Origin of the sequence: Haloarcula quadrata, assembly GCF_003634715.1 — an archaeon.
Classification (GTDB): domain Archaea; phylum Halobacteriota; class Halobacteria; order Halobacteriales; family Haloarculaceae; genus Haloarcula; species Haloarcula marismortui.
The window spans coordinates 2513007-2531415 of sequence record NZ_RBWW01000001.1 but is presented as its reverse complement, the minus strand read 5'-3'; the positions used below and the strand labels follow the sequence as shown (position 1 = coordinate 2531415).

15 protein-coding genes and 4 pseudogenes are annotated in these 18409 nt (G+C 56.0%); 8 read left to right on the top strand and 11 right to left on the bottom strand.

The features are described from left to right. The first annotated feature begins 338 nt into the window (after positions 1–338). Together BDK61_RS24205 and BDK61_RS13010 are read left to right on the top strand one after the other, a co-directional pair. Positions 339–467 (top strand): hypothetical protein, encoded by a 129-nt coding sequence (locus BDK61_RS24205; protein WP_279629714.1) that lies wholly within the window; start codon positions 339–341, stop codon positions 465–467. 75 nt (positions 468–542) lie between these two features. After that, positions 543–1208 (top strand): annotated as a pseudogene (locus BDK61_RS13010) (ISH3 family transposase); the annotation flags it as partial. A 34-nt stretch (positions 1209–1242) separates the two neighbouring features. Here BDK61_RS13010 and BDK61_RS13005 read toward each other — a convergent pair. Beyond that, positions 1243–2073 (bottom strand): IS5 family transposase, encoded by an 831-nt coding sequence (locus tag BDK61_RS13005; RefSeq protein WP_121303441.1) that lies wholly within the window; start codon positions 2071–2073, stop codon positions 1243–1245. A 77-nt stretch (positions 2074–2150) separates the two neighbouring features. Between BDK61_RS13005 and BDK61_RS13000 the strand changes: the two are divergent. Both BDK61_RS13000 and BDK61_RS12985 read left to right on the top strand, forming a co-directional pair. Then, positions 2151–2636 (top strand): annotated as a pseudogene (locus BDK61_RS13000) (ISH3 family transposase); the annotation flags it as partial. A gap of 1004 nt (positions 2637–3640) precedes the next feature. Continuing rightward, the gene (locus BDK61_RS12985; protein ID WP_121302241.1) at positions 3641–4639 is read left to right on the top strand and encodes a transposase; all 999 of its coding nucleotides are present in this window, start codon (positions 3641–3643) and stop codon (positions 4637–4639) included. A gap of 605 nt (positions 4640–5244) precedes the next feature. Here BDK61_RS12985 and BDK61_RS23865 read toward each other — a convergent pair. After that, positions 5245–5946, bottom strand: coding sequence for a response regulator (locus BDK61_RS23865; RefSeq protein WP_244209787.1), 702 nt, complete (start codon positions 5944–5946; stop codon positions 5245–5247). An 83-nt stretch (positions 5947–6029) separates the two neighbouring features. Here BDK61_RS23865 and BDK61_RS23860 point away from each other — a divergent pair, with 83 nt between their 5' ends. Further along, a complete protein-coding gene (locus BDK61_RS23860; protein WP_244209786.1) occupies positions 6030–6248 on the top strand; it encodes a hypothetical protein in 219 nt (72 codons plus the stop codon). A 560-nt stretch (positions 6249–6808) separates the two neighbouring features. Then, positions 6809–7294, top strand: coding sequence for a metal-dependent hydrolase (locus BDK61_RS12970; RefSeq protein WP_121303438.1), 486 nt, complete (start codon positions 6809–6811; stop codon positions 7292–7294). Positions 7295–7952: 658 nt separating this feature from the next. On the opposite strand, the gene BDK61_RS12965 is transcribed toward BDK61_RS12970, so the two are convergent. Next, positions 7953–8804, bottom strand: a complete 852-nt coding sequence (locus BDK61_RS12965; RefSeq protein ID WP_121301968.1) for an IS5-like element ISHma10 family transposase — start codon at positions 8802–8804, stop codon at positions 7953–7955. A 118-nt stretch (positions 8805–8922) separates the two neighbouring features. On the opposite strand from BDK61_RS12965, the gene BDK61_RS12960 reads away from it, so the two are divergent. Next, positions 8923–9438 (top strand): type IV pilin, encoded by a 516-nt coding sequence (locus tag BDK61_RS12960; protein WP_121303437.1) that lies wholly within the window; start codon positions 8923–8925, stop codon positions 9436–9438. 495 nt (positions 9439–9933) lie between these two features. On the opposite strand, the gene BDK61_RS23455 is transcribed toward BDK61_RS12960, so the two are convergent. The 3 genes and pseudogenes from BDK61_RS23455 to BDK61_RS12950 all read right to left on the bottom strand — a co-directional run bounded on the left by BDK61_RS23455 (position 9934) and on the right by BDK61_RS12950 (position 13879). Beyond that, positions 9934–10239 carry a hypothetical protein gene (locus tag BDK61_RS23455; RefSeq protein ID WP_167467345.1) on the bottom strand — a complete coding sequence of 102 codons (306 nt, stop codon included), beginning with the start codon at positions 10237–10239 and terminating at the stop codon, positions 9934–9936. 125 nt (positions 10240–10364) lie between these two features. Continuing rightward, positions 10365–11546 (bottom strand): annotated as a pseudogene (locus BDK61_RS12955) (RNA-guided endonuclease InsQ/TnpB family protein); the annotation flags it as partial. 338 nt (positions 11547–11884) lie between these two features. Next, positions 11885–13879: a S8 family serine peptidase gene (locus BDK61_RS12950; RefSeq protein ID WP_167467382.1), complete on the bottom strand. Its 1995-nt coding sequence runs from the start codon at positions 13877–13879 to the stop codon at positions 11885–11887. 469 nt (positions 13880–14348) lie between these two features. Between BDK61_RS12950 and BDK61_RS12945 the strand changes: the two are divergent. After that, positions 14349–15199, top strand: a pseudogene (locus BDK61_RS12945) (IS5-like element ISHma10 family transposase). A gap of 321 nt (positions 15200–15520) precedes the next feature. On the opposite strand, the gene BDK61_RS12940 reads toward BDK61_RS12945, so the two are convergent. From BDK61_RS12940 to BDK61_RS12920, 5 genes are all read right to left on the bottom strand, one after another. Beyond that, positions 15521–15721 (bottom strand): hypothetical protein, encoded by a 201-nt coding sequence (locus BDK61_RS12940; protein ID WP_121303435.1) that lies wholly within the window; start codon positions 15719–15721, stop codon positions 15521–15523. A gap of 2 nt (positions 15722–15723) precedes the next feature. Continuing rightward, positions 15724–16110, bottom strand: coding sequence for a thermonuclease family protein (locus BDK61_RS12935; RefSeq protein ID WP_121303434.1), 387 nt, complete (start codon positions 16108–16110; stop codon positions 15724–15726). 29 nt (positions 16111–16139) lie between these two features. Next, positions 16140–16436 (bottom strand): hypothetical protein, encoded by a 297-nt coding sequence (locus tag BDK61_RS12930; protein WP_148709139.1) that lies wholly within the window; start codon positions 16434–16436, stop codon positions 16140–16142. 104 nt (positions 16437–16540) lie between these two features. Beyond that, entirely contained in the window at positions 16541–16777 is a 237-nt protein-coding gene (locus tag BDK61_RS12925) for a hypothetical protein (protein ID WP_208644670.1), read from the bottom strand. Positions 16778–16825: 48 nt separating this feature from the next. After that, entirely contained in the window at positions 16826–18403 is a 1578-nt protein-coding gene (locus BDK61_RS12920; protein ID WP_121303432.1) for a hypothetical protein, read from the bottom strand. Between the last annotated feature and the right edge of the window lie 6 nt (positions 18404–18409).

Here is an 18409-nt window from a genome sequence, read left to right as displayed (position 1 = left end):
TGTCAGATCTTACCGACCTCTGAAGCTCTCAGGGATCAGCGATTAATATATAGACACTCGAGCCAGCTTTCAGACTGTAAATGTAGGTATTAGTATAGTGTATTTCACATATCGGATATATGGATTACAAAATCGATGGCGACAGTTGATATGTTCCAGAGCGAGTCCACGGCGTAGCGTTGCTAACTGGTGTAACCATGATCCGCTTGCAGCAGAAACTGCCATTGCCAGACCTGTCGTGTCGGTTGTGACAGGGTCCGTTGTCGCGGTTGGAACCAGCACGTCGTACATCGCCACAGACGCACTCACACTGGCTGGCGTCCGGCCACTGAGTTCGGTTGATAACACACAACTCCCTCGACGTCGTCAGAGCGAAGAACCCACTCGCAAACTACGCGGTGCTGGGACTGGGGATTGCCGGCGCAGTGTTTGGCGTCTGGGTCGGAACCACGGTTGCTGGCTTCTAACCAACACAACGTGATTTTCCGGCCCAGTGTCAGTCGATCACATCGGGTTAGAGGAAGCGTCTACTTGGGAAGAGTGTGGAAGCCACCCAAGCAGACAGCGAGATAGAAGAAGAGCACCTGCTTAATTTTGTCGTCAATAGTCTTGACGAGGAACTTTCATTAGATCTCGGCGAGAATGTCAAGGTCACGGCAGAGACGCTCTATGAGGTCCTCGCCGGCGCCAGCGCCGGCGGGACCTCGATCAATCACGTCTGCGAAACGACTGACGACTCACCACACGCTAATACCGTCCGTGGACATCTCAGCGATCAGTTTGAACTGGATTCGGTTGAATCGGTTGGAGACACGCTGCTTCAACGAGATACGCTTGAGACACTTCCAGATCGACCGGTGGAGGTCTGCGCAGACCTCCACCTCGATCCCTACTACGGTGATGAGGACGAAACCGAGGCTCTGTACTCCTCACAGGCCAAGCGTGGAACAACGACGTTTCACGCCTATGCAACGCTCTACGTGCGCGTACGCAACAAGCGATACACGCTGGCGGTTCGCCAGCTCGTTGCTGGCGAAACCACCAGCGATGTCCTCGGTGAGTTTCTTGAACTCCTTGACGGCCTTGACCTCAGCGTCAAGGCCGTCTACCTTGATCGAGGTTTCTACAACAGCACCTGTCTCAAGCTGCTGTACGCGCACAATTACGCCTATGTGATGCCGATCGTCAAGTGGGGTGAGACGATTCAAAAGGCTGTGTTGAATCGCCATAAGGCGGTGGAATTCACTGTTTGACGGCACGTTTGATGTTATAGACGACACACATCAGGGCGATTTCTCGGAACTCACGAAACCAGGAACGCGCTCGCACGGCGAAGCCGAGCGAGCGCTTCACGGCCGAATTAACGGTCTCAGTCATAGAGCGCTGATTGTAGCGTTGTTTGTCGATTCTGGCGTTGTGAGCGTGGTCGTAGGGAGCGAAGATGCGGTGCTTGATGAGCGGTCTGATGCCGAGTTCACGCAGTGCTTTACGGAGCGCTTGCTTGTCGTAGCCTTTATCGGCCGCTAGAGACCGCAGATCGCCCGCGTTCCGGCGGACGATCTGCTCAGCGAGGTCTGCGTCGCTTCCTTCCCGAGTCGTTGAGCAGTGTACGTCAAGGATTGCTTGGGTCTCTGTATCGACGAGTTTCGTGACTTTCAGCTTCTGGACGCGGTAGCTTATGCGCTGGCAGTAGTGACGGCTCGCTGCTGAGCGTTCGTAGAATGTAGCGTCGATAGCAGCGTGTTTCGATGGGTCGTGCAGCTGCGCCGACTGGCGCAGCAACACTCGGCAGACGCTCATTTCGATTCGGTCGAACGCTTTACACAACGTAGATGGAGAGGGGAGATCGGCCGCGCTGAGGCCGATCTCCCCGATTATTTGTGGCATCTCTTTGAGCAGGTCAATCGTCATCCGGTAGGATGTATCAAGATAGATCCGCAGACAATGCAGGGAAACGATGGCATAGTCGGCGAATCCGCCGCCGCCTTCCGGGGCGGCGGATTCGTCTCCATCACCGGTAACAACTTGAGCAATCGGCACAATCTCACCAGTGAAGCGGGAGATTTGTGTCATAGGCAACCGAATCATCCCGCTTCAACTCCTTTGATTTAGCGACCTATCCCGACGCCGTCTAGTGATTCAACAGAGCCATTCAAAACAAACTCAGCAAAGGCTGGAGCCGCGAGATCGAACACGATCTCGCTGGCGAGGTGGAGTTCCCTGTGTTCATCGACTGCGTGTACCAGCAGGGACGGTACGACGAACACGGGGTGGCGCGTCACGGCTACGCCGCTGACGCGCCCTTTATCGACACGCCACGAGATGCACGAGATCACTACAGCAAGCGCTTCGGCATCGAATCAAGCTACCGATTAGCCAAGCAGAGCCTCGCTTTCACTAGTTCTCAGGATGCTGGACTACGGTTGGTAATGTTTGTAGTGAGCCTACTGCTTCAGAACAGCTGGCGATATCTCCACTGGAGGTACGTGGCGGCGCCCCGCCGTGGGGGGCGCCGCCTCTTGCAGTGGTCGTTCACGGAGTTTTGCGAAATGACGCTTCGCGCAGCTTGGACAGCACTTGGTGTCCGCAGGTCTGTTCCAGCGAATCAACCACTTGACGGCCGGTTCTTCCGGTAGCTGTCCATCGGGCCGGACGGCGGTCGTCAGTGGTGACACTGTCGCGTCGGCGGCAGTCCGCCGCCGACAGCGACGGTCCATCCCGAAAATCATGCTCACCAGCGGTTCGAAGATGCTCCACAGCTAGTTCGGTTTAGTTCACCGTAATCAAACGGGGTTACGCGGCTGTCGATGTGATCGACTGAGTGTTGGTTAGCGATTTATTTTAGCAGAGGGATTGAACAGTTCACATACTGCTGCTACACTCTCATTGAATTGCTAAGTACACCACAGTTAGAGGGCAAAGCAGGCCTCCCCAGTACTTTTATCCTCATGTTCTAGAACAACATCTATGCCAATCATGTCAAGCGATGACTTTTCGCTTCATACGGATGAGTGCGAGCAGGTTGGGGACGGCATGCCAACCTCAAATCTGCCTGACGAAGTCACATCAATCGATGATCTCGAGTGTGACTGCTGGAAGCAGTTTGACTCGCTTGAAGAATTTACTTGAACACTGGCTTGTTCGTACGTGCATCGAACAGCCGTTTCACCCCTTCTGGTGAGTTACAAACACGAGAACGTGTCATAGAATCGGTTACAGCGTTTGGTTCTATAATGAATTATCAGTAAGAAGAATAATATGTCAGATAGTGTAAGAGTATCTCTACGAAGGCGGGTCGTCAAACGTTTATATCTGAGAAACGAATGTATTAGGAGAGTACCGATGAGAGGGTCGCCCAACTGGTTGGTATTCACCCTGGTGAGTGCTGCAGTAGGTGCTGTCGTCGTGTATGTTTTCGGGCCAGCTGACACAAGAGTCGTCTCATCTTTGGCCGCTGGCACTGTCGTATTCGCTATGTTTACTATCGGCGTTAAAGTCTCCAATAAGAAAGTGAAGCAAACTCTTTTAGATATTCTTTCACTGTTGCCCTGACGAACTATGCACACCTACCGAACGGGTGTTTGCCTCCAAGAGCGTGTCATAGAAAGGGTCACATACGAAGCAGCAGGGTGCGGAAAGTGTGTCCAGCACAACCGCAACCCTGCAAGATTTGGATTCGGTAGACGCCTTCTTGAATGTCGCGGCTACCGAGACAGTACCGCTGTTTGAGCATCTTGAGTTCGAGTTTCTGCTAGAGTACGACGTGTTCGCCCCCGCTTCGAGGGGGCGAACACGGGTGCATCAGCCACCAGACCTCTTTCGCGGCTTTCTGCACTGCTACTACGAGGATGTCTACGGTACACGCCCGGTTGCACGAGAACTTCAGCACGGCCTCGTCTGGTACTATTGCGGGCTCGACAAACCGCCATCCAGAGACACAATCGACCGGTTTCTCACCGACCTAGAACACGTCATCGATGATGTTTTCCAGAGGCTCGTCGAGCAGGCCGCCGCCCGCGGCCTGCTCAACTCAACGTACTCTATCGATTCGACGCACGTTGAAGCGATCCAGTACAACGACGATGCGTCGTGGAACTACGATTCAACGGCCGAAGAGCACTACTACGGGTTCGGCTGTACGATCGTTTCGACCGGTTCAAAGATCCCGATTGCAGCAGAATTCACCCAACGCAAGCAGGCAGACGCTGAGACGGCGATGCGCGTCACAAAAGACGCGCTCGCCGTCGGGACACCGATCTGGATGCTTGGAGACAGTGCCTACGACATTCTTGAGTGGCACGACTTCCTGCTGGAAGTAGGGATTGTACCAGTCGCCCCGTACAACCCACGAAACACTGATGACCCGCTCGATATCGAATACAGGGTCGAAGACCGTATCAAGGAACACAGTGAGGAGGTTCAGCTCAAGCAATCAGTCTTGGATGAGACGTACAACCGCCGTACAGGAGTCGAACGCACCAACGATGCGGTGAAGGACTGCGGCCTCGGGCACGTTCGCGCCCGAGGCCGCGTCCACGCACGAACAGAGGTGTTCATTGCGCTGTGTCTCCGCATCGTTGTCGCAATCACAAATTTCGAGCGAGGAGACGACCCGGGTCGTGAGAAGCTCACACTATGAGGAGGATTCTATGACACGCTCTCCAAATCAACTGGTGAGGATCTACTTCGATAGGAGAGCGTGACTCCATGAGAATCCCGCTGAATACCCTGGAGTGTGAAGTACGATATGGAGTCACGCTCAACTCGAAGCTAGTGCTCTGTTGAATAGCGGCCTCTGAGCCACACTGAGACGACCCCGGTGTTGAAACCACTAGCGTCAGCCACTAACGGGCCTCCTCAAATTCCGACTACCTCAACCAACCCCGCTATTCAACAGAGCAGTATCTACAACAACTGTCATGCGAAGGCGGGGGAGGGGGTGTGGAGAGCAAACAGGGCGTGTCAGGGACATGGGCACACGGTTGATGACTACCATCGCCGTCGGGGACCCATGGTGCAGTGGCGGATAGGTACATCGGATACTTTTTGAGACCGCCTCCGACCGGCGGCTACCTGTATAAACTGACCAGTGGATAATTAAACAAGACCGTGAGTTTCTGACCCTGAAACTCTACCGTAGATTCTTGTCCTACGCTATTCAGAAGCAGCAACAGCAGTTCTCTCACCTGATATCAGAAACGCATGCCAACTGTTCTATAATACCCACATACTTCCCTCAGCTACTCACGGTGTGTTTTGGACAGCGCTGCGGACCCGGTCGGCTAAAAGTTCGTACTGTTCAGAAGTCGCTTCTTTTTCAACATAGTCTGTAGCGCCGACTGCGACAGCATCGCCCATAACCGTCTCACTGTCATGTGAACTAAAGAAAATGAATGGGAGTTCCGGGTACTTCACCCGAACGATCTGCAAAAATTCAGTCCCATCCATTCCGGGCATATCAAAATCTGACACGATACAGTCTGGCTTACTTTTGTGTATTATATCCAGAGCTTCACTTGCATCAGTGGCTGCCACGACCTCGAATTGCTCTTCTTCGCGTTCAAGAAACTCGTTAGTCAGGGCTGGAAAGTCCAGTTCGTCGTCGACATGGAGGACTTGAATTCCCTCTTGAACACTATGGGACATATGTAATCGTTGCGTGACATTTGCAAAAACATCTCGGGCAATATTATCAATCCTGATATTGGGGCGGTATACCAAATAAAATAATGTTGACAAATATCGGACCGTAGCCATAACAACCACAATTACTGGAACGGCCACTATGGCGCGGCGCTGCTGTTCGTTGCTCCGATCGGCACACTCCTGATCGCCGCCGTCTTCGCCAAGCTCGCCCTCGTCGGCGGCGGTACGGCGGTCGCTCTCGCGATAGTTCCCGATCTCAACCAGCGCGTGCCGGGTATCACGCACCGTGGCCTGACGCATACGATCTGGTTCGCACTGCTGATCGGCGTGATCATCCGGCGGTCGCGGCGGCAATCGGTATTGTTGGCCCTGTCGTGTCAGCTGTGGCGGGCTTCGTCGTCGGGGCTGGAACCATCGAATCGCACATCGCCGCCGACGCATTGACGCCGGCTGGTGTCCGGCCGTGGTGTCCCGTTGACGACACGCACTACTCGTTCGGCGTCGTCAGGGCGGAGAACCCGCTCGCGAACTACGCGCTGCTGGGACTGGGGATCGCCAGTGCAGTGCTTGGTGTATGGGCTGGGAGCATCGCGAGCGTCTAACCAATGTGCCGACTCGCTGGCTGTGATTGGTGGTCAGCAGCGAGAGGCACACCACCGTTTCCGGAGTAAACGGTAGACGTGACAGCTTCAACTTCACAACCGTCTGTCTGAGACCAGACCACCTCGGGGAACACTCGCAGGGTGGTGCAAGTCTCAATCCAACAGAGGATCCGTCTGAAACTCCGAAGCGCCTCATTGATCGCCTGGCGCTTGATGTTGCTTCAACCTCACAAGGGTCCGTCTGAAACTCTCGTTAAGCTTTTTTAAGTGCTCATCACAGACCGGCTTCAACATCACACGGATCCGTCTGAAACCATGATGTCGATGTCGTCGCCATCGAGCCAGACCCACGCTTCAACATCACAAGGACCCGTCTGAAACCATGCCCGATTTCTAGGACACAGCCTATCTTTAGCTTGGTTTCACTTCACTATTTCCGTCGACCGCCAATACCCCCTGAACCCCCGGAGGGTTGACGGACACCGCTCCAGTTTGCCACTGCGCTCCGCACTGGCCACAATTGTATTACTCTGTGACTCGTCTCTTCCGGTAGAATCTGTATGTACCGGAACGGCCACTATGGTGCGGCGCTACTGTTCGTCACGCCAGTCAGCGCGGTCCTCATCAGCATCGGGTTTGTCAGGCTCGCCTTCGTCGCTGGGATTACAGCGGTCGGCTTCGCGATGGTCCCAGATCTCGATCAACGCATACCGGGTGTGACACACCGTGGCCTGACCCACACGGTCTGGTTTGCGCTGGTCGTTGGGTTCCTGCTCGCTACGGCCGGTGCAGTTGTGACAATCGCGCCCTCACTGGTAGGGGCTGTGACCGGATTTGCTGTCGGGACAGGGACCATCACGTCGCATATCGCCGCCGACACACTCACACCAACTGGTGTCCGGCCGTGGAGCCCCGTTGACGACACACAGTACTCGCTCGACATCGTCAGAGCGAACGACCCACTCGCGAACTACGCGCTGCTGGGGCTGGGGATTGCCAGCGCAACGCTTGGCATCTGGACCGGTGGCACAGCCGCTGGCTTCTAATCAACATACCGACTCGCTGACTATGATTGGTGGCCAGCAGCGAGCACCACACCGCCGTTTCCGGAGTAATTCCGCTAAGTGATGCCAGAGAACACTCGTAGGGTGGTGTGTTATTCAGACATGACCAAGTAATCGGTAAAGCTATGAGGGCAGCGTAAGGGATATGTGTCTACCGTTTACTTAATATAAGCATGAGTAATTGGACTCAGTTTCGGTGTGTGGAGTGTGGAGAGCACTATGTCCACCCGCTCATAAGCCTCGAGAGGTCAGCAGATGGAACGGTTGAAAAGGCCGTCTGCCACGACTGTCAGAGTGTCCCTGCTTAGGTTCCTTACAGGGAGTCACAGAATGATTTGTACACTCCAGTAGTCTCTCAAACCGGTGTGGAAAGTAGGTATTGTTGCTGCTATTCAGGAGCAGCAATAGCAGTCTTTACGGCCGGTATCCGAAAGCCATGGCAACCTTTCTATAACACTCTGTCCCAAATCAAGATTTCTTCTCAGTTCCGGGCCTGTCTCTTGAGGTATCTCGGAGACCGCGGAAGAAGCAGTCGGGCCGCAGCGAATAGTTACCTCCGCTGAAACATTGACTACTTCCAATACTAATGGGCCGATATACTCTTTTGTGGGCTCAATTGAATCCGGCGAATTTCGGCGTTTCAGCGTTCAATTGCCTGCTCCACGTTGTAAACGCCGGCTATGAGCGTTATCTCCCGGAACTGGCGGAACCAGTCACGCGCTCGGACGGCGGAGCCGTGCGAGCGCTTGATTGAGGAGTTGACGGACTCGGTCTGTGATCGCTGACCATAGAGCTCGTCGTCTATTCGGGCGTTGTGTGCGTGATCGTAAGGAGCGAAAACACGGTGCTTGATCAGCGGACGAATCCCGGCGTTTCGAAGCTCCTCACGGAAGCTCATGTCATCATAGCCTTTGTCAGCGGCCAAGCTTCGAAGGTCGCCCGCGTTCCGCAGGGCGACCTTCGGGCCGATCTTGGTTTCGTCAGGCCACTTCGTGCTGCAGTGTAAGTCAAGAATTGCTCCCTCAGCTGTATCTACGAGAAACGTCGTCTGGATCGTTTTGACGGAACGATCAATCCGTCGCAAGTAGTGAGACGATGCTTGCTGACGGTCGAAGTAGGTGGCATCAATTGCGGCGTGACCATTCTGGTCCAGCAGCTCCGCCGACCGGCGGAGCAGCTGTCGCCAGACAGTCATCGATGCCCGTTTGAACGCCTTACACAGCGTCGAAGGCGCGGGAAACTCCCCGCGTTGAAGATTCAATACCGCTCGAACACGTTCCATCTCTTCGGCCCAGTCGATGATTTCCTCGTACTCCGCGCTCATGTGTTCGCGCAGATAGAGCAAGACTGCGTGCTTCCAGCCGGCAAACCCGTTGCCGGCTGGATCACTCAGTTCCATCAGCGCAGCGTCAGTAAGCTTTTGAGCGAGCGAAGCCACTTGCTTCACGAAGCGGAAGAGGGTGTTGTGCATAACATTACTCTCCCGCTTCATACCCGTGATTCTAACGACCTATCCCGGCGCCGTCTGTGGATTCAATTGAGCCCTTTTGTGAGATAGCTCTCAATTGTTAGCAGCGACTTTTTTATCACGCGAGAGGTTATATATTGTAATGGACTTGAAACAGTTGCTGTGCACTGATAACGACGCAGTCTCACCAGTTATCGGAGTTGTACTCATGGTCGCAGTTACCGTGATCCTTGCGGCCGTCATTGCAACGTTCGTATTGGGAGTGGGCGATACCGTCAATGACACTGCGCCACAAGCAAGCTTCAATTTCAATTATGAGCAGAATGCCGGGGGGTCAGACGAGCTTGCAATCACCCACAATGCGGGGGACACCATTGCGGGCGAGAATCTCAATGTCACCTCTACCGGTGCTGCAACTGAAGATGATGACAGCGCAAGTATTGGTACCGATGTGTTCACTGGCACAATAGACGCAGGAACAACAGCGACTATCAACAATACGACCTTCAAAAGAGACTCTGACAACAAGGTCCTTAGCAACGCTGGTGGACCAGACTCACGGCTCAATCTCTCTGCCGCGACTGTCAGGGTCGTTTACATTGATACCAGTAGTGATAGCTCCGCGACGCTTGGACGCTGGGAAGGCACCGATGTCTGACTGAGTTACTGGAGTTTTAATTCTCGATACTACTGCCTGCATACTACACTAGATTGTGCATATACCACGGCAGTAGGCTGTACTAATGCTGATGGATGACACGGCCTACTGGTGGGTCTATAGTAAGCTCTGCGTTGCTGTCGCATAGACCGTGACAGAGTGGATTAGAAAAGCGCTGACACGCAGTGGAACAGGGTGAGGTGGGATTAGTGCTTCTTGCGTGTCAGCTCCAGTGTCTGCCGTCGGCGCCCAAACTGGCGATGACGGGGGCAGTGACAAGCGCCGACAATGGAAGGTGAAATTATACGTTTATAAGTCCACCTATCGCTCAATCCCGTCGACGCCCGCCGTGGGATCGATATCGAGCAACTCCCGAGCCTTCTCGATGCCGGGCTGGGGCTGCCAACCGACGCCGGCGTAGTGATCACGCGGTCGCCGCCAGGGGTTGAGCTCGTAGTGCGCACTGATCCCGACGCCGTTGACGTGGTTCCACAGTCAGAAGTGATACTGGTACTCGCCGAGGAAGCCGTCGGGCCGCAGCGCGTAGCTGCCGCACTCGTAGGCCCGTCTCTCGGATGTCTTGTGGTACTTCATCGTCGCCGTGTTCACCGGAAACACGGTGTCGATGTCGAGCAACTGCTTGCGGACATCGTCGGAATCTGCGTCCTGGACGACGCCGGCGAAGCACCGGGTCTGCAGCGCTTTCGAGAACATGATGTCCCGACCGAACAGGCGGCGCTCGTTGCGCTCCAGCGGCGGGAGAACTGTGCGTCTGAACGTGATGAGGTCTGGCCAAAGCATGGGTACAACAGCGATGGAATCATCTTTCGGCACGGCAGAGTCCCAGTATGGAACTGCGGGTCCGCAAGCCCGAGGGTTGGACGACGCTCTCGTTCCCTGAGGAGGCCGAGACAATCGCCGTCGCCGGCGGGAAGGTTGTACTCTCCACTCACGTTCAACGTCCCGCGATTCAGGCGCACGTCTACGGGTGCGCCTCCGTCGTCTGCGTTTTGCCGACGACGGAGATACTGTAGGCCGATGTTCTTGGAAGCGTTGTAGTCGGCGTGGTTCTGGTAGCCGCAATCTTGACACTCGAAGTCCTCGCCGTGGCGGTTGTCGTCGTGAGTAAATCCACAGGTCGAACACCGCTTTGAGGTGTTCCGTGGGTCTACTTGGACGGCTTTGATGCCCTGCTCTTTGGCTTTGTATGCGACGTACTCGTAGAGGCGACGGAACGCCCAGATATGGTGCCACGACGCCTGTGGCACGTTCTCACGAATTTCGGTCAGGTCCTCGAACACGATGTGCGAACAGTCGTGTTCGACGGCTTCGGCTACGATTTCGTTGGCGACCCGGTGCAGGAATATCTCGAAGCGTCCGTCCTCCTTGCGCTCAATGCCTGCTATCACGTCGTGTGCCGCTCGTGTTCCGCACTGTTGGAGATCGCCACGCCGTTTTTCGTACTCTCGCTTTCAGTGGTTGAACTCGTCTGCCGACCAGAATCGCCCAGTCGAAGCGACCGCAAGTTGGTTCACACCGAGGACTGTTCTGTGCCCGGTCGTGGTGTCGGTGTCGTCGTCTTCTTTGAGCATCGACGCATGGAGATACCAGTCACCATCACGTCGATGCAGAGTCGCCCGCCGGAACTCGTAGTTCTCGTTGGCAACGTACTTCGTCGGCGGTGTCTCGGGATTCTCAGGGAGAATATAATCGCACTCAATACGCCCGTCCGGTGTCGAGAGCGAAACGTGGTCACGGTGGAACGTGGCACTTCGCTTGTCGTAGATAGCGGTATCTGCCGAGAACGTCGGACGGGACGTATCTTGGTCGTTCTTGAGTCGTTCGACGCCGCTTTTGATGGCTTCGACGGCCCGATGAATCCCTTTCTGGACGAGATTTGCGGTCAACTCCGTGTCTTCGCGTAGCTGGTCGTACAGTGCATCTTCGGCCTTGGCTTTCGATGTGACGTGGTAGCCGTCGTCACCGTGCCAGCACCACTCGCTTGCGGTGTTGGAACAGTATTTGAATTCCTCGACAGTCTCCCAGAGGTGTTCATCCGCTCCTTCGGGCGTGTCGAGCTTGATAACGGCGGTTCGACGGTACTCCACGATACTTTCATACATCTACTTGTAGTTACTTAATGATCGGGAGTTAGCAGGCAACAGTTTGGCGGCTGGTCGATACCGGGTCGGCTTCCTCCCCACCCTACTCGCTTGTGCTTCCGCCGGGGCCGGAAGCCTGGCGCTCCTTGAGGGTGGGGCCTCCGCCTTGAATTAGGTGAACGTCTCGACGGTGGCGTTCGATGTGACCGAGGAACTGGTATCGGACATGATGAGGAATGAGAGGTATTGGACCTCTCCGCTCCCTTGCGGCTGAGAATATTGAGGGAGGAGACGGCGTCTCCCTCCATCGACACCGACGGTGCTACCCGCCCCAGTGTAGGCAGTCAGCTCGCAAAGGCGGCAGCGACAGCGCCGAGCGCACCGACATCGATCTCACCACGGGCGAACTCTGTCGCCGCCGTCCCAAGTTCACCGATATCGATCTCGCCATCGTCGTTCGCGTCAAACCGTTCAACTGGGTCCTGCTGCGTCTCGCGCACGGTTACGAGAGCGCTGACACTCGCCTTGCCGAAGTCGAAGTCGTCGGTACCCTCTGCTGTGATGGCGTAGGTGCCAGCGTCTTCATCGGAGAGGTTGACATCGAAGGTCACCGTTTGGGTGCCACTACCGCTTGCCTGCACCGGATTGGGGCTGTTGACGACGTAGCCCTGGCTCTCAAGCCCGTTAGGGTTCTCAATGGTCAGGTCGATGCCTTCGTACTTCGCGAAGTTGTACTCGACAACAACTTCGAGATTCTCGGCGTTGACGTCAGCGACGCTGCTGCCCGCGATATCCTTGCCGCTCTCGTTGAGAATTTCGTAGTCTGAGATTCGCGGCTGGCCGACAACGACCGAGAACGTATTCAAGGTACCGTCCGCGCTGTAGGTCCCAGTCGTCTGGTCCTGCGGGATCGGCGTACTCAGGACCTGCCCCTCAGCGTCACCACTAACCCCGGTCAGGGTGTCGAAGTCCTGCGAGCCGAACTGAATACTTTCCTGACCCTGGAAGACACGGTCGCCGGACTGAGCAACTGTTGCTGTCGGTGTTGGTGTGGGCGTTACTGTCGGCGTCGGTGTCGTAGCAGACCCGACAGCATCAATGGCATCCACTGCACCTGTGCCAGACACTGTATCGGCACCGGAGCGTCCAATATCGTCGCTCGTTGATTTGAGTGTAGATTCCACCTCTGCTGGTGATGGATCTCCTTTCTGTTGCTCCTCAACGAGTGCTGCAACCCCGCCCACGTACGGTGCTGCTGCCGATGTCCCTCCGAAGATATCGTAGAACCCGCTGTTAAGATCAGTATTAGTGTATCCAGCTACGTCGACCCCACGTCGACCGTCATCTGTCGGACCACGGCCACTATATGAGGCTATCCCGCTACTTTGGACATATTTTCCCCGTTCATACGCTCCGACGGTGACTGCTGCGTCCACATCTCCGGGAGCCATGACACTCGAACTGGGGATTGTCCGCTCTATTCGCCTTGGTCCCTTGAAGACCACGAGTTCAATCTCATCATCAGCGGGCCCACCAGTATGCTGAACAACGAGCGCCAGCGGTTGTGGCTCTACTGTCGCACTTATCGTTGTCCAACGGCTTGTCTCAGTACTGAGAGCACGGCTACGCCCAATGGAGACGTACTCTGCTGTGTTAGGATTAAGTAATGCGAGTCGATATTCACTCGGATCTCCCCGCTCCTCCCATCGAAGAACGGCGTTAATCGCTCCCCCTCTAAACGTAACGCCGGGACTTGGGAGCGAATTTACTTCATCTCCCGACGCCGTCCACTCGTGGATGTCATCTTGATCTGTGTCTTGGAAATCTCCTTCCCAGTGGTGCTCAGCTTCGTTTCCCGCGCTCGTGACGAATAATGTTCCCTGCTGTCGTGCCGACACGATTTCATCAGACAGGTAGTGATCTCCATCATCCTCGACCGAGGGCCAACTTATGCTGTAGACGATTATATCAACATCTTGGTTAGCAAGGTACTCAATCGCTCGCTGGTGGTCGGTGGTTGTATCAGCGCTGACCAAGTAGAGGTCACTATCCGGCGCGGTTTGAGTGACGACTTCCGCAACCGCTGTGCCGTGTGCAGGGTCGCCTGCTGTGGATCGAAATGACCGAGTTGTCACAACATTGTTACCAATCGCTGGATTATCACGATCGAATCCACTATCAATAACGCCAACTTTGACACCATCTCCGGTGACTCCGTTCTGATGAAGTTCCTTAACGCCGAGAGACTCACCGTCACTTGATCCGGGAACGTCCGCGGGCACAGGCTGCATTGCGGGTCTGACTTCTCTGACCCACGGGAGCCTCTCAACTGCACTCACGTTTGACTGCGGCATCCGTATATCAATCTGCGCATCCGCCTGTGTCTCTACTGTGCCGTACTGTGCTAACCGTGTTCGGTTAATTGCTGACGCATTCGTTGCAACGACCGTGTGTTGTTGTGGAACTGTGGTTTGGGTTGTCGTCGCTCCTGTAGCACCCGCTGAATCGTCGATTGGAGGGGCTTGATCGACAGACGTCTTATTATTAGACACCCCGCTCACGGTAATTGCTCCGGCAAGGAGCACAGCGACGACAACGACAACTCCGAGGAAAGCCGACTTTTTTATCATAGTGTTAAACGAGCGTATTATGATGTCGCGTTTCCAGTGTTTAAAACCGGTGCGAAGCCGATGGTGACGACCTGATGACTCGGTGTTCAGAGCATCCGTTCTAGCCTAACTTGATTCGGTTGACAGGGCTCAATTGAATCCACAGACGGCGCCGGGATAGGTCGTTAGAATCACGGGTATGAAGCGGGAGAGTAATGTTATGCACAACACCCTCTTCCGCTTCGTGAAGCAAGTGGCTTCACTCGCTCAAAAGCTTACTGACGCTGCGCTGATGGAACTGAGGATCCAGCCGGCAACGGGTTTGCCGGCTGGAAGCACGCAGTCTTGCTCTATCTGCGCGAACACATGAGCGCGGAGTACGAGGAAATCATCGACTGGGCCGAAGAGATGGAACGTGTTCGAGCGGTATTGAACCTTCAACGCAGGGAGTTTCCCGCGCCTTCGACGCTGTGTAAGGCGTTCAAACGGGCATCGATGACTGTCTGGCGACAGCTGCTCCGCCGGTCGGCGGAGCTGCTGGACCAGAATGGTCACGCCGCAATTGATGCCACCTACTTCGACCGTCAGCAAGCATCGTCTCACTACTTGCGACGGATTGATCGTTCCGTCAAAACGATCCAGACGACGTTTCTCGTAGATACAGCTGAGGGAGCAATTCTTGACTTACACTGCAGCACGAAGTGGCCTGACGAAACCAAGATCGGCCCGAAGGTCGCCCTGCGGAACGCGGGCGACCTTCGAAGCTTGGCCGCTGACAAAGGCTATGATGACATGAGCTTCCGTGAGGAGCTTCGAAACGCCGGGATTCGTCCGCTGATCAAGCACCGTGTTTTCGCTCCTTACGATCACGCACACAACGCCCGAATAGACGACGAGCTCTATGGTCAGCGATCACAGACCGAGTCCGTCAACTCCTCAATCAAGCGCTCGCACGGCTCCGCCGTCCGAGCGCGTGACTGGTTCCGCCAGTTCCGGGAGATAACGCTCATAGCCGGCGTTTACAACGTGGAGCAGGCAATTGAACTCTGAAACGCCGAAATTCGCCGGATTCAATTGAGCCGCTGACAGAGATTGTGCCAGAGCTGGTGATACATCTACGGTGTGCTCTATTGAAAATGCAAGGCGGGAAGGCGATTAGAGCGTTCTAGCGAGTTTCTAGATGTTGTTGAGAGCGAAGAGAAGAACGATTTCACGGAACTGTCGGTACCAGAACCGCGAACGCAGGGCATAGTAGTTCAGGCACGATCTTAATAATCCTCAGTCGATCACATCGGGTTAGAGGAAGCGTCTACTTGGGAAGAGTGTGGAAGCTGGCGGCGCCCCGGTTAATGGACCTCATCGCCGCGATCGTCAGTCGTCGCTTCGCACCACCTGGTCGTAGAAGTCGCCAACCAGCCAGGCGACACGCCAGTAGTGCTTCTCCTGCCCGTACTTGCTGACTTCAGCGCCGATGACGCCACAGTAGAAGCCATCCTCGAGGGCATGGATCTCTCGGTACGTGAGGTTCCCCAGCAACGGGAGCGAGATCGCCGTGTCCTCTTCGTCGGCCATCCTCAGCTCTCCCCCTCCGTCGTGTCGACGCCGTCGAACGTCTCGCGGAGGCCCTCGTTCAACACGGCGCCGTCGTGTCGGCGCTCGACCTCTGCGAGGTAGCGACCGTACTTCCCCTTCTTCTCGGTGCGGACGGTGATCGGCCACTCCCCCCCTGCGCCGTCGGCCGTCTCTCCATCGATGCTGGGGAGCCAGTCCTGGACGTACGCTGTTTCGCGCTCCCCGCGGCGATACTCCTCGGAATCGTGACTGACGCCGTACGTCTCGTGGGTGTCCACACCCTGCAGTCGGAGCCGGATCTCCCGCTGGATATGGAACCCGAGATCGACGACCACGTCGATCGTGTCGCCGTCGATGACGTTCACGCAGTGAGCTTTGTACTCGTACATGGATTTCTCGAACTGTTGTTTCAGCGCCTCTACCTCTCGAAAAGAGATGTCTCCCAGGTCATCGTGGATACGGTCAGCGCATCCGACGTCGCGATGGATGCGGTGATCGCCTCGGAAGATATCGCGCTCGATAAGGTCGTGAGTACGCAGGTCGCGATGGACACGGTGTCGGCACCCATCCTCGCGCGGACCACTCTTCTCGCGAGTGCGTACGTCGTCGACGAGATCTGGGAGTCACAGATGCCGACGGAAAAGATGTGGTCTACAGGGTTCCCGTCGCCACCACACGAGTGGTTGGGCTCGAACGCCGAGCTGTACGAGGACACCGGAGATACACCAGGGAGCACGCATAGCTCACTGACATTCAATTCTCCGGGGAACAGCAACACCGGAACCAAATACTGGGAGATCACTCTCGACCTCGATGAGATCACTCTTGATTCTCGCGAACATACTCGGCGTCGAAGGATATCTCCCCGTCATCAAGCACGAGAAAGTCATGGTACGTGAGGGGGCCATCGACCGCGGCACTGATCGACTCGTCGATGCCGTCGAGAGTGTCGACTGATGTCGCGTCGAAGACCTCGGCCAGGTCGTCTTCGGTCGTTTCTACGATCTTCTCCTGGCTGTCGCTGCTTGAATACTCGCCTCGAGCGTAGCCAACCATTCGGTCGGTACCGCTGCTGTCGGATTTGAAGATTGCACTGATCATGAGTCACTCCAGCTGAATTTCCGCGAATTCGGTTGTTCGAGTTATTCCAGTCGCTGAATCGAGCCAGAACCCCATTTGCAGATCCTGCTCACCGCTGTAGCCTGAGGCGTCGATCGATCTTTCGGTCCATCCGTGGTTAGAGTTGGTGCTAAAGACTTCACTTCCGCCGATTTGAACCGTCATATATCCGCTCGCACTTATGTTATCCGCAGCCGTGTAGATCCTGAGCGTCGACGCCTCGTCCCAGTCGATCGCGAGGTCGTAGGTGTACAGACCACCACTGGTCGAATTGTAGAGCTCGACGCGGAGTTGGTACGCACTTTCGCTCCGGTCCTGGATCATCTCGGCATCGATGTCCTCTCCGCCGAGATATGACGCCGGTGGTGTCGGTTCTCCTGCTTCCCAGAGCTTCTCAGCACCAATTGTCTCCGTCCAGACGCTGCCTCGAACGTGCGATGAGTGAAGTATTGCAGTTCGGGCCATGATAGACGTCGACACCGCGTCCATCGCCGTGGGGGACGTCGACACCGCGTCCATCGCGGTATCGGATGCGCTGGCCGCGTCCATCGCCGTGTTGGACTCGCTGACCTCGTCCATCACGACCGACGAGGCGGCGATGCTGGTCATCGCTGCGGAGTTCGCGAACTTCGAGAAGTTCTGGTAGTAGGTGTCTCGCGTCGACGCATCGACTTCCTCGGGGTACAGCGCGAACCGAAGGTCGGTTCGTGCATCTGCAGCCCCGGTCTGATCGTCGTTGACGTTGTGGGGATTCGTCTCGTCTCCCTTGTGGTCGGACAGTGCCGTATCGACCGCATCGACACCGCCGCTGGTCGCGGGGTCAAAGTTCAGTTCGGTGCTACTAATCGCGCCTTCCGGCACTTCGACCGTCAGCGCGCCGTTCTGGTCGTCGTAGGTGACGCTTACACCGGTGCCGGCGTTGACGAGTGTGGAGACCTTATCTTCGACTTCTTCGTCGTTGAGCGCACTCGTGTCGACGGTCAGCGTTCCGTTCTGGCCATCGTACGTCCACGAGAGTTTATCGCCTGCCTGTACGAGCGAGGCGACGACGTCCTCGATCTCTTCGTCGGTCCGCGTGCTGATGTCGCTCCACGAGAGGGCATCCCCGTCGGTTTCGAGGACCTGCCCACTGGATCCAGAGGAGCCAGTGAGAGATGCCGCATCGACGGATCCTACGACAGCGCTCTGGGCCTCGGCGTCGGTGTACCGCGCGTGATGATCGTCGCTTGCGATGTCGGCGAGATCATCGTGGGACTTGACGCCCAGGTCGATCCACTGGTTCCCGTCGTCGACGGCGACGATCTGCTCGTCGTATGCGAACGAGACGCGCCCGGGCGTCCCAGCCGCCGGTCGGTCGGCGAGCGTCTCGTATCGGAGCTCCGTTACCGACGAGACGCCTTCGAGCGTCCCAACGATCGACGCGAGCGTATCGATATCCTTCGTGATTGCCCACATCGCCCAGTTGTCGTGCTCGGCGATGGGTTTCTCACCGCCGGCGTACGTCTCCTCGCCGGCAGCGGGTTCTGTACCACTGTCTCCCCAAATGCGTGATTGTCTATCCATGTCTCA

Coding starts and splice junctions, on each gene's coding strand:
- BDK61_RS23455 (WP_167467345.1), bottom strand. CDS start 10,239: ATGCTTTGGCCAGACCTCATCACGTTCAGACGCACAGTTCTCCCGCCG.
- BDK61_RS12925 (WP_208644670.1), bottom strand. CDS start 16,777: ATGGTTGGCTACGCTCGAGGCGAGTATTCAAGCAGCGACAGCCAGGAG.
- BDK61_RS12935 (WP_121303434.1), bottom strand. CDS start 16,110: ATGTACGAGTACAAAGCTCACTGCGTGAACGTCATCGACGGCGACACG.
- BDK61_RS12965 (WP_121301968.1), bottom strand. CDS start 8,804: ATGAAGCGGGAGAGTAATGTTATGCACAACACCCTCTTCCGCTTCGTG.
- BDK61_RS12970 (WP_121303438.1), top strand. CDS start 6,809: ATGTACCGGAACGGCCACTATGGTGCGGCGCTACTGTTCGTCACGCCA.
- BDK61_RS12920 (WP_121303432.1), bottom strand. CDS start 18,403: ATGGATAGACAATCACGCATTTGGGGAGACAGTGGTACAGAACCCGCT.
- BDK61_RS13005 (WP_121303441.1), bottom strand. CDS start 2,073: ATGACACAAATCTCCCGCTTCACTGGTGAGATTGTGCCGATTGCTCAA.
- BDK61_RS12940 (WP_121303435.1), bottom strand. CDS start 15,721: ATGGCCGACGAAGAGGACACGGCGATCTCGCTCCCGTTGCTGGGGAAC.
- BDK61_RS23865 (WP_244209787.1), bottom strand. CDS start 5,946: ATGCGTCAGGCCACGGTGCGTGATACCCGGCACGCGCTGGTTGAGATC.
- BDK61_RS12960 (WP_121303437.1), top strand. CDS start 8,923: ATGGACTTGAAACAGTTGCTGTGCACTGATAACGACGCAGTCTCACCA.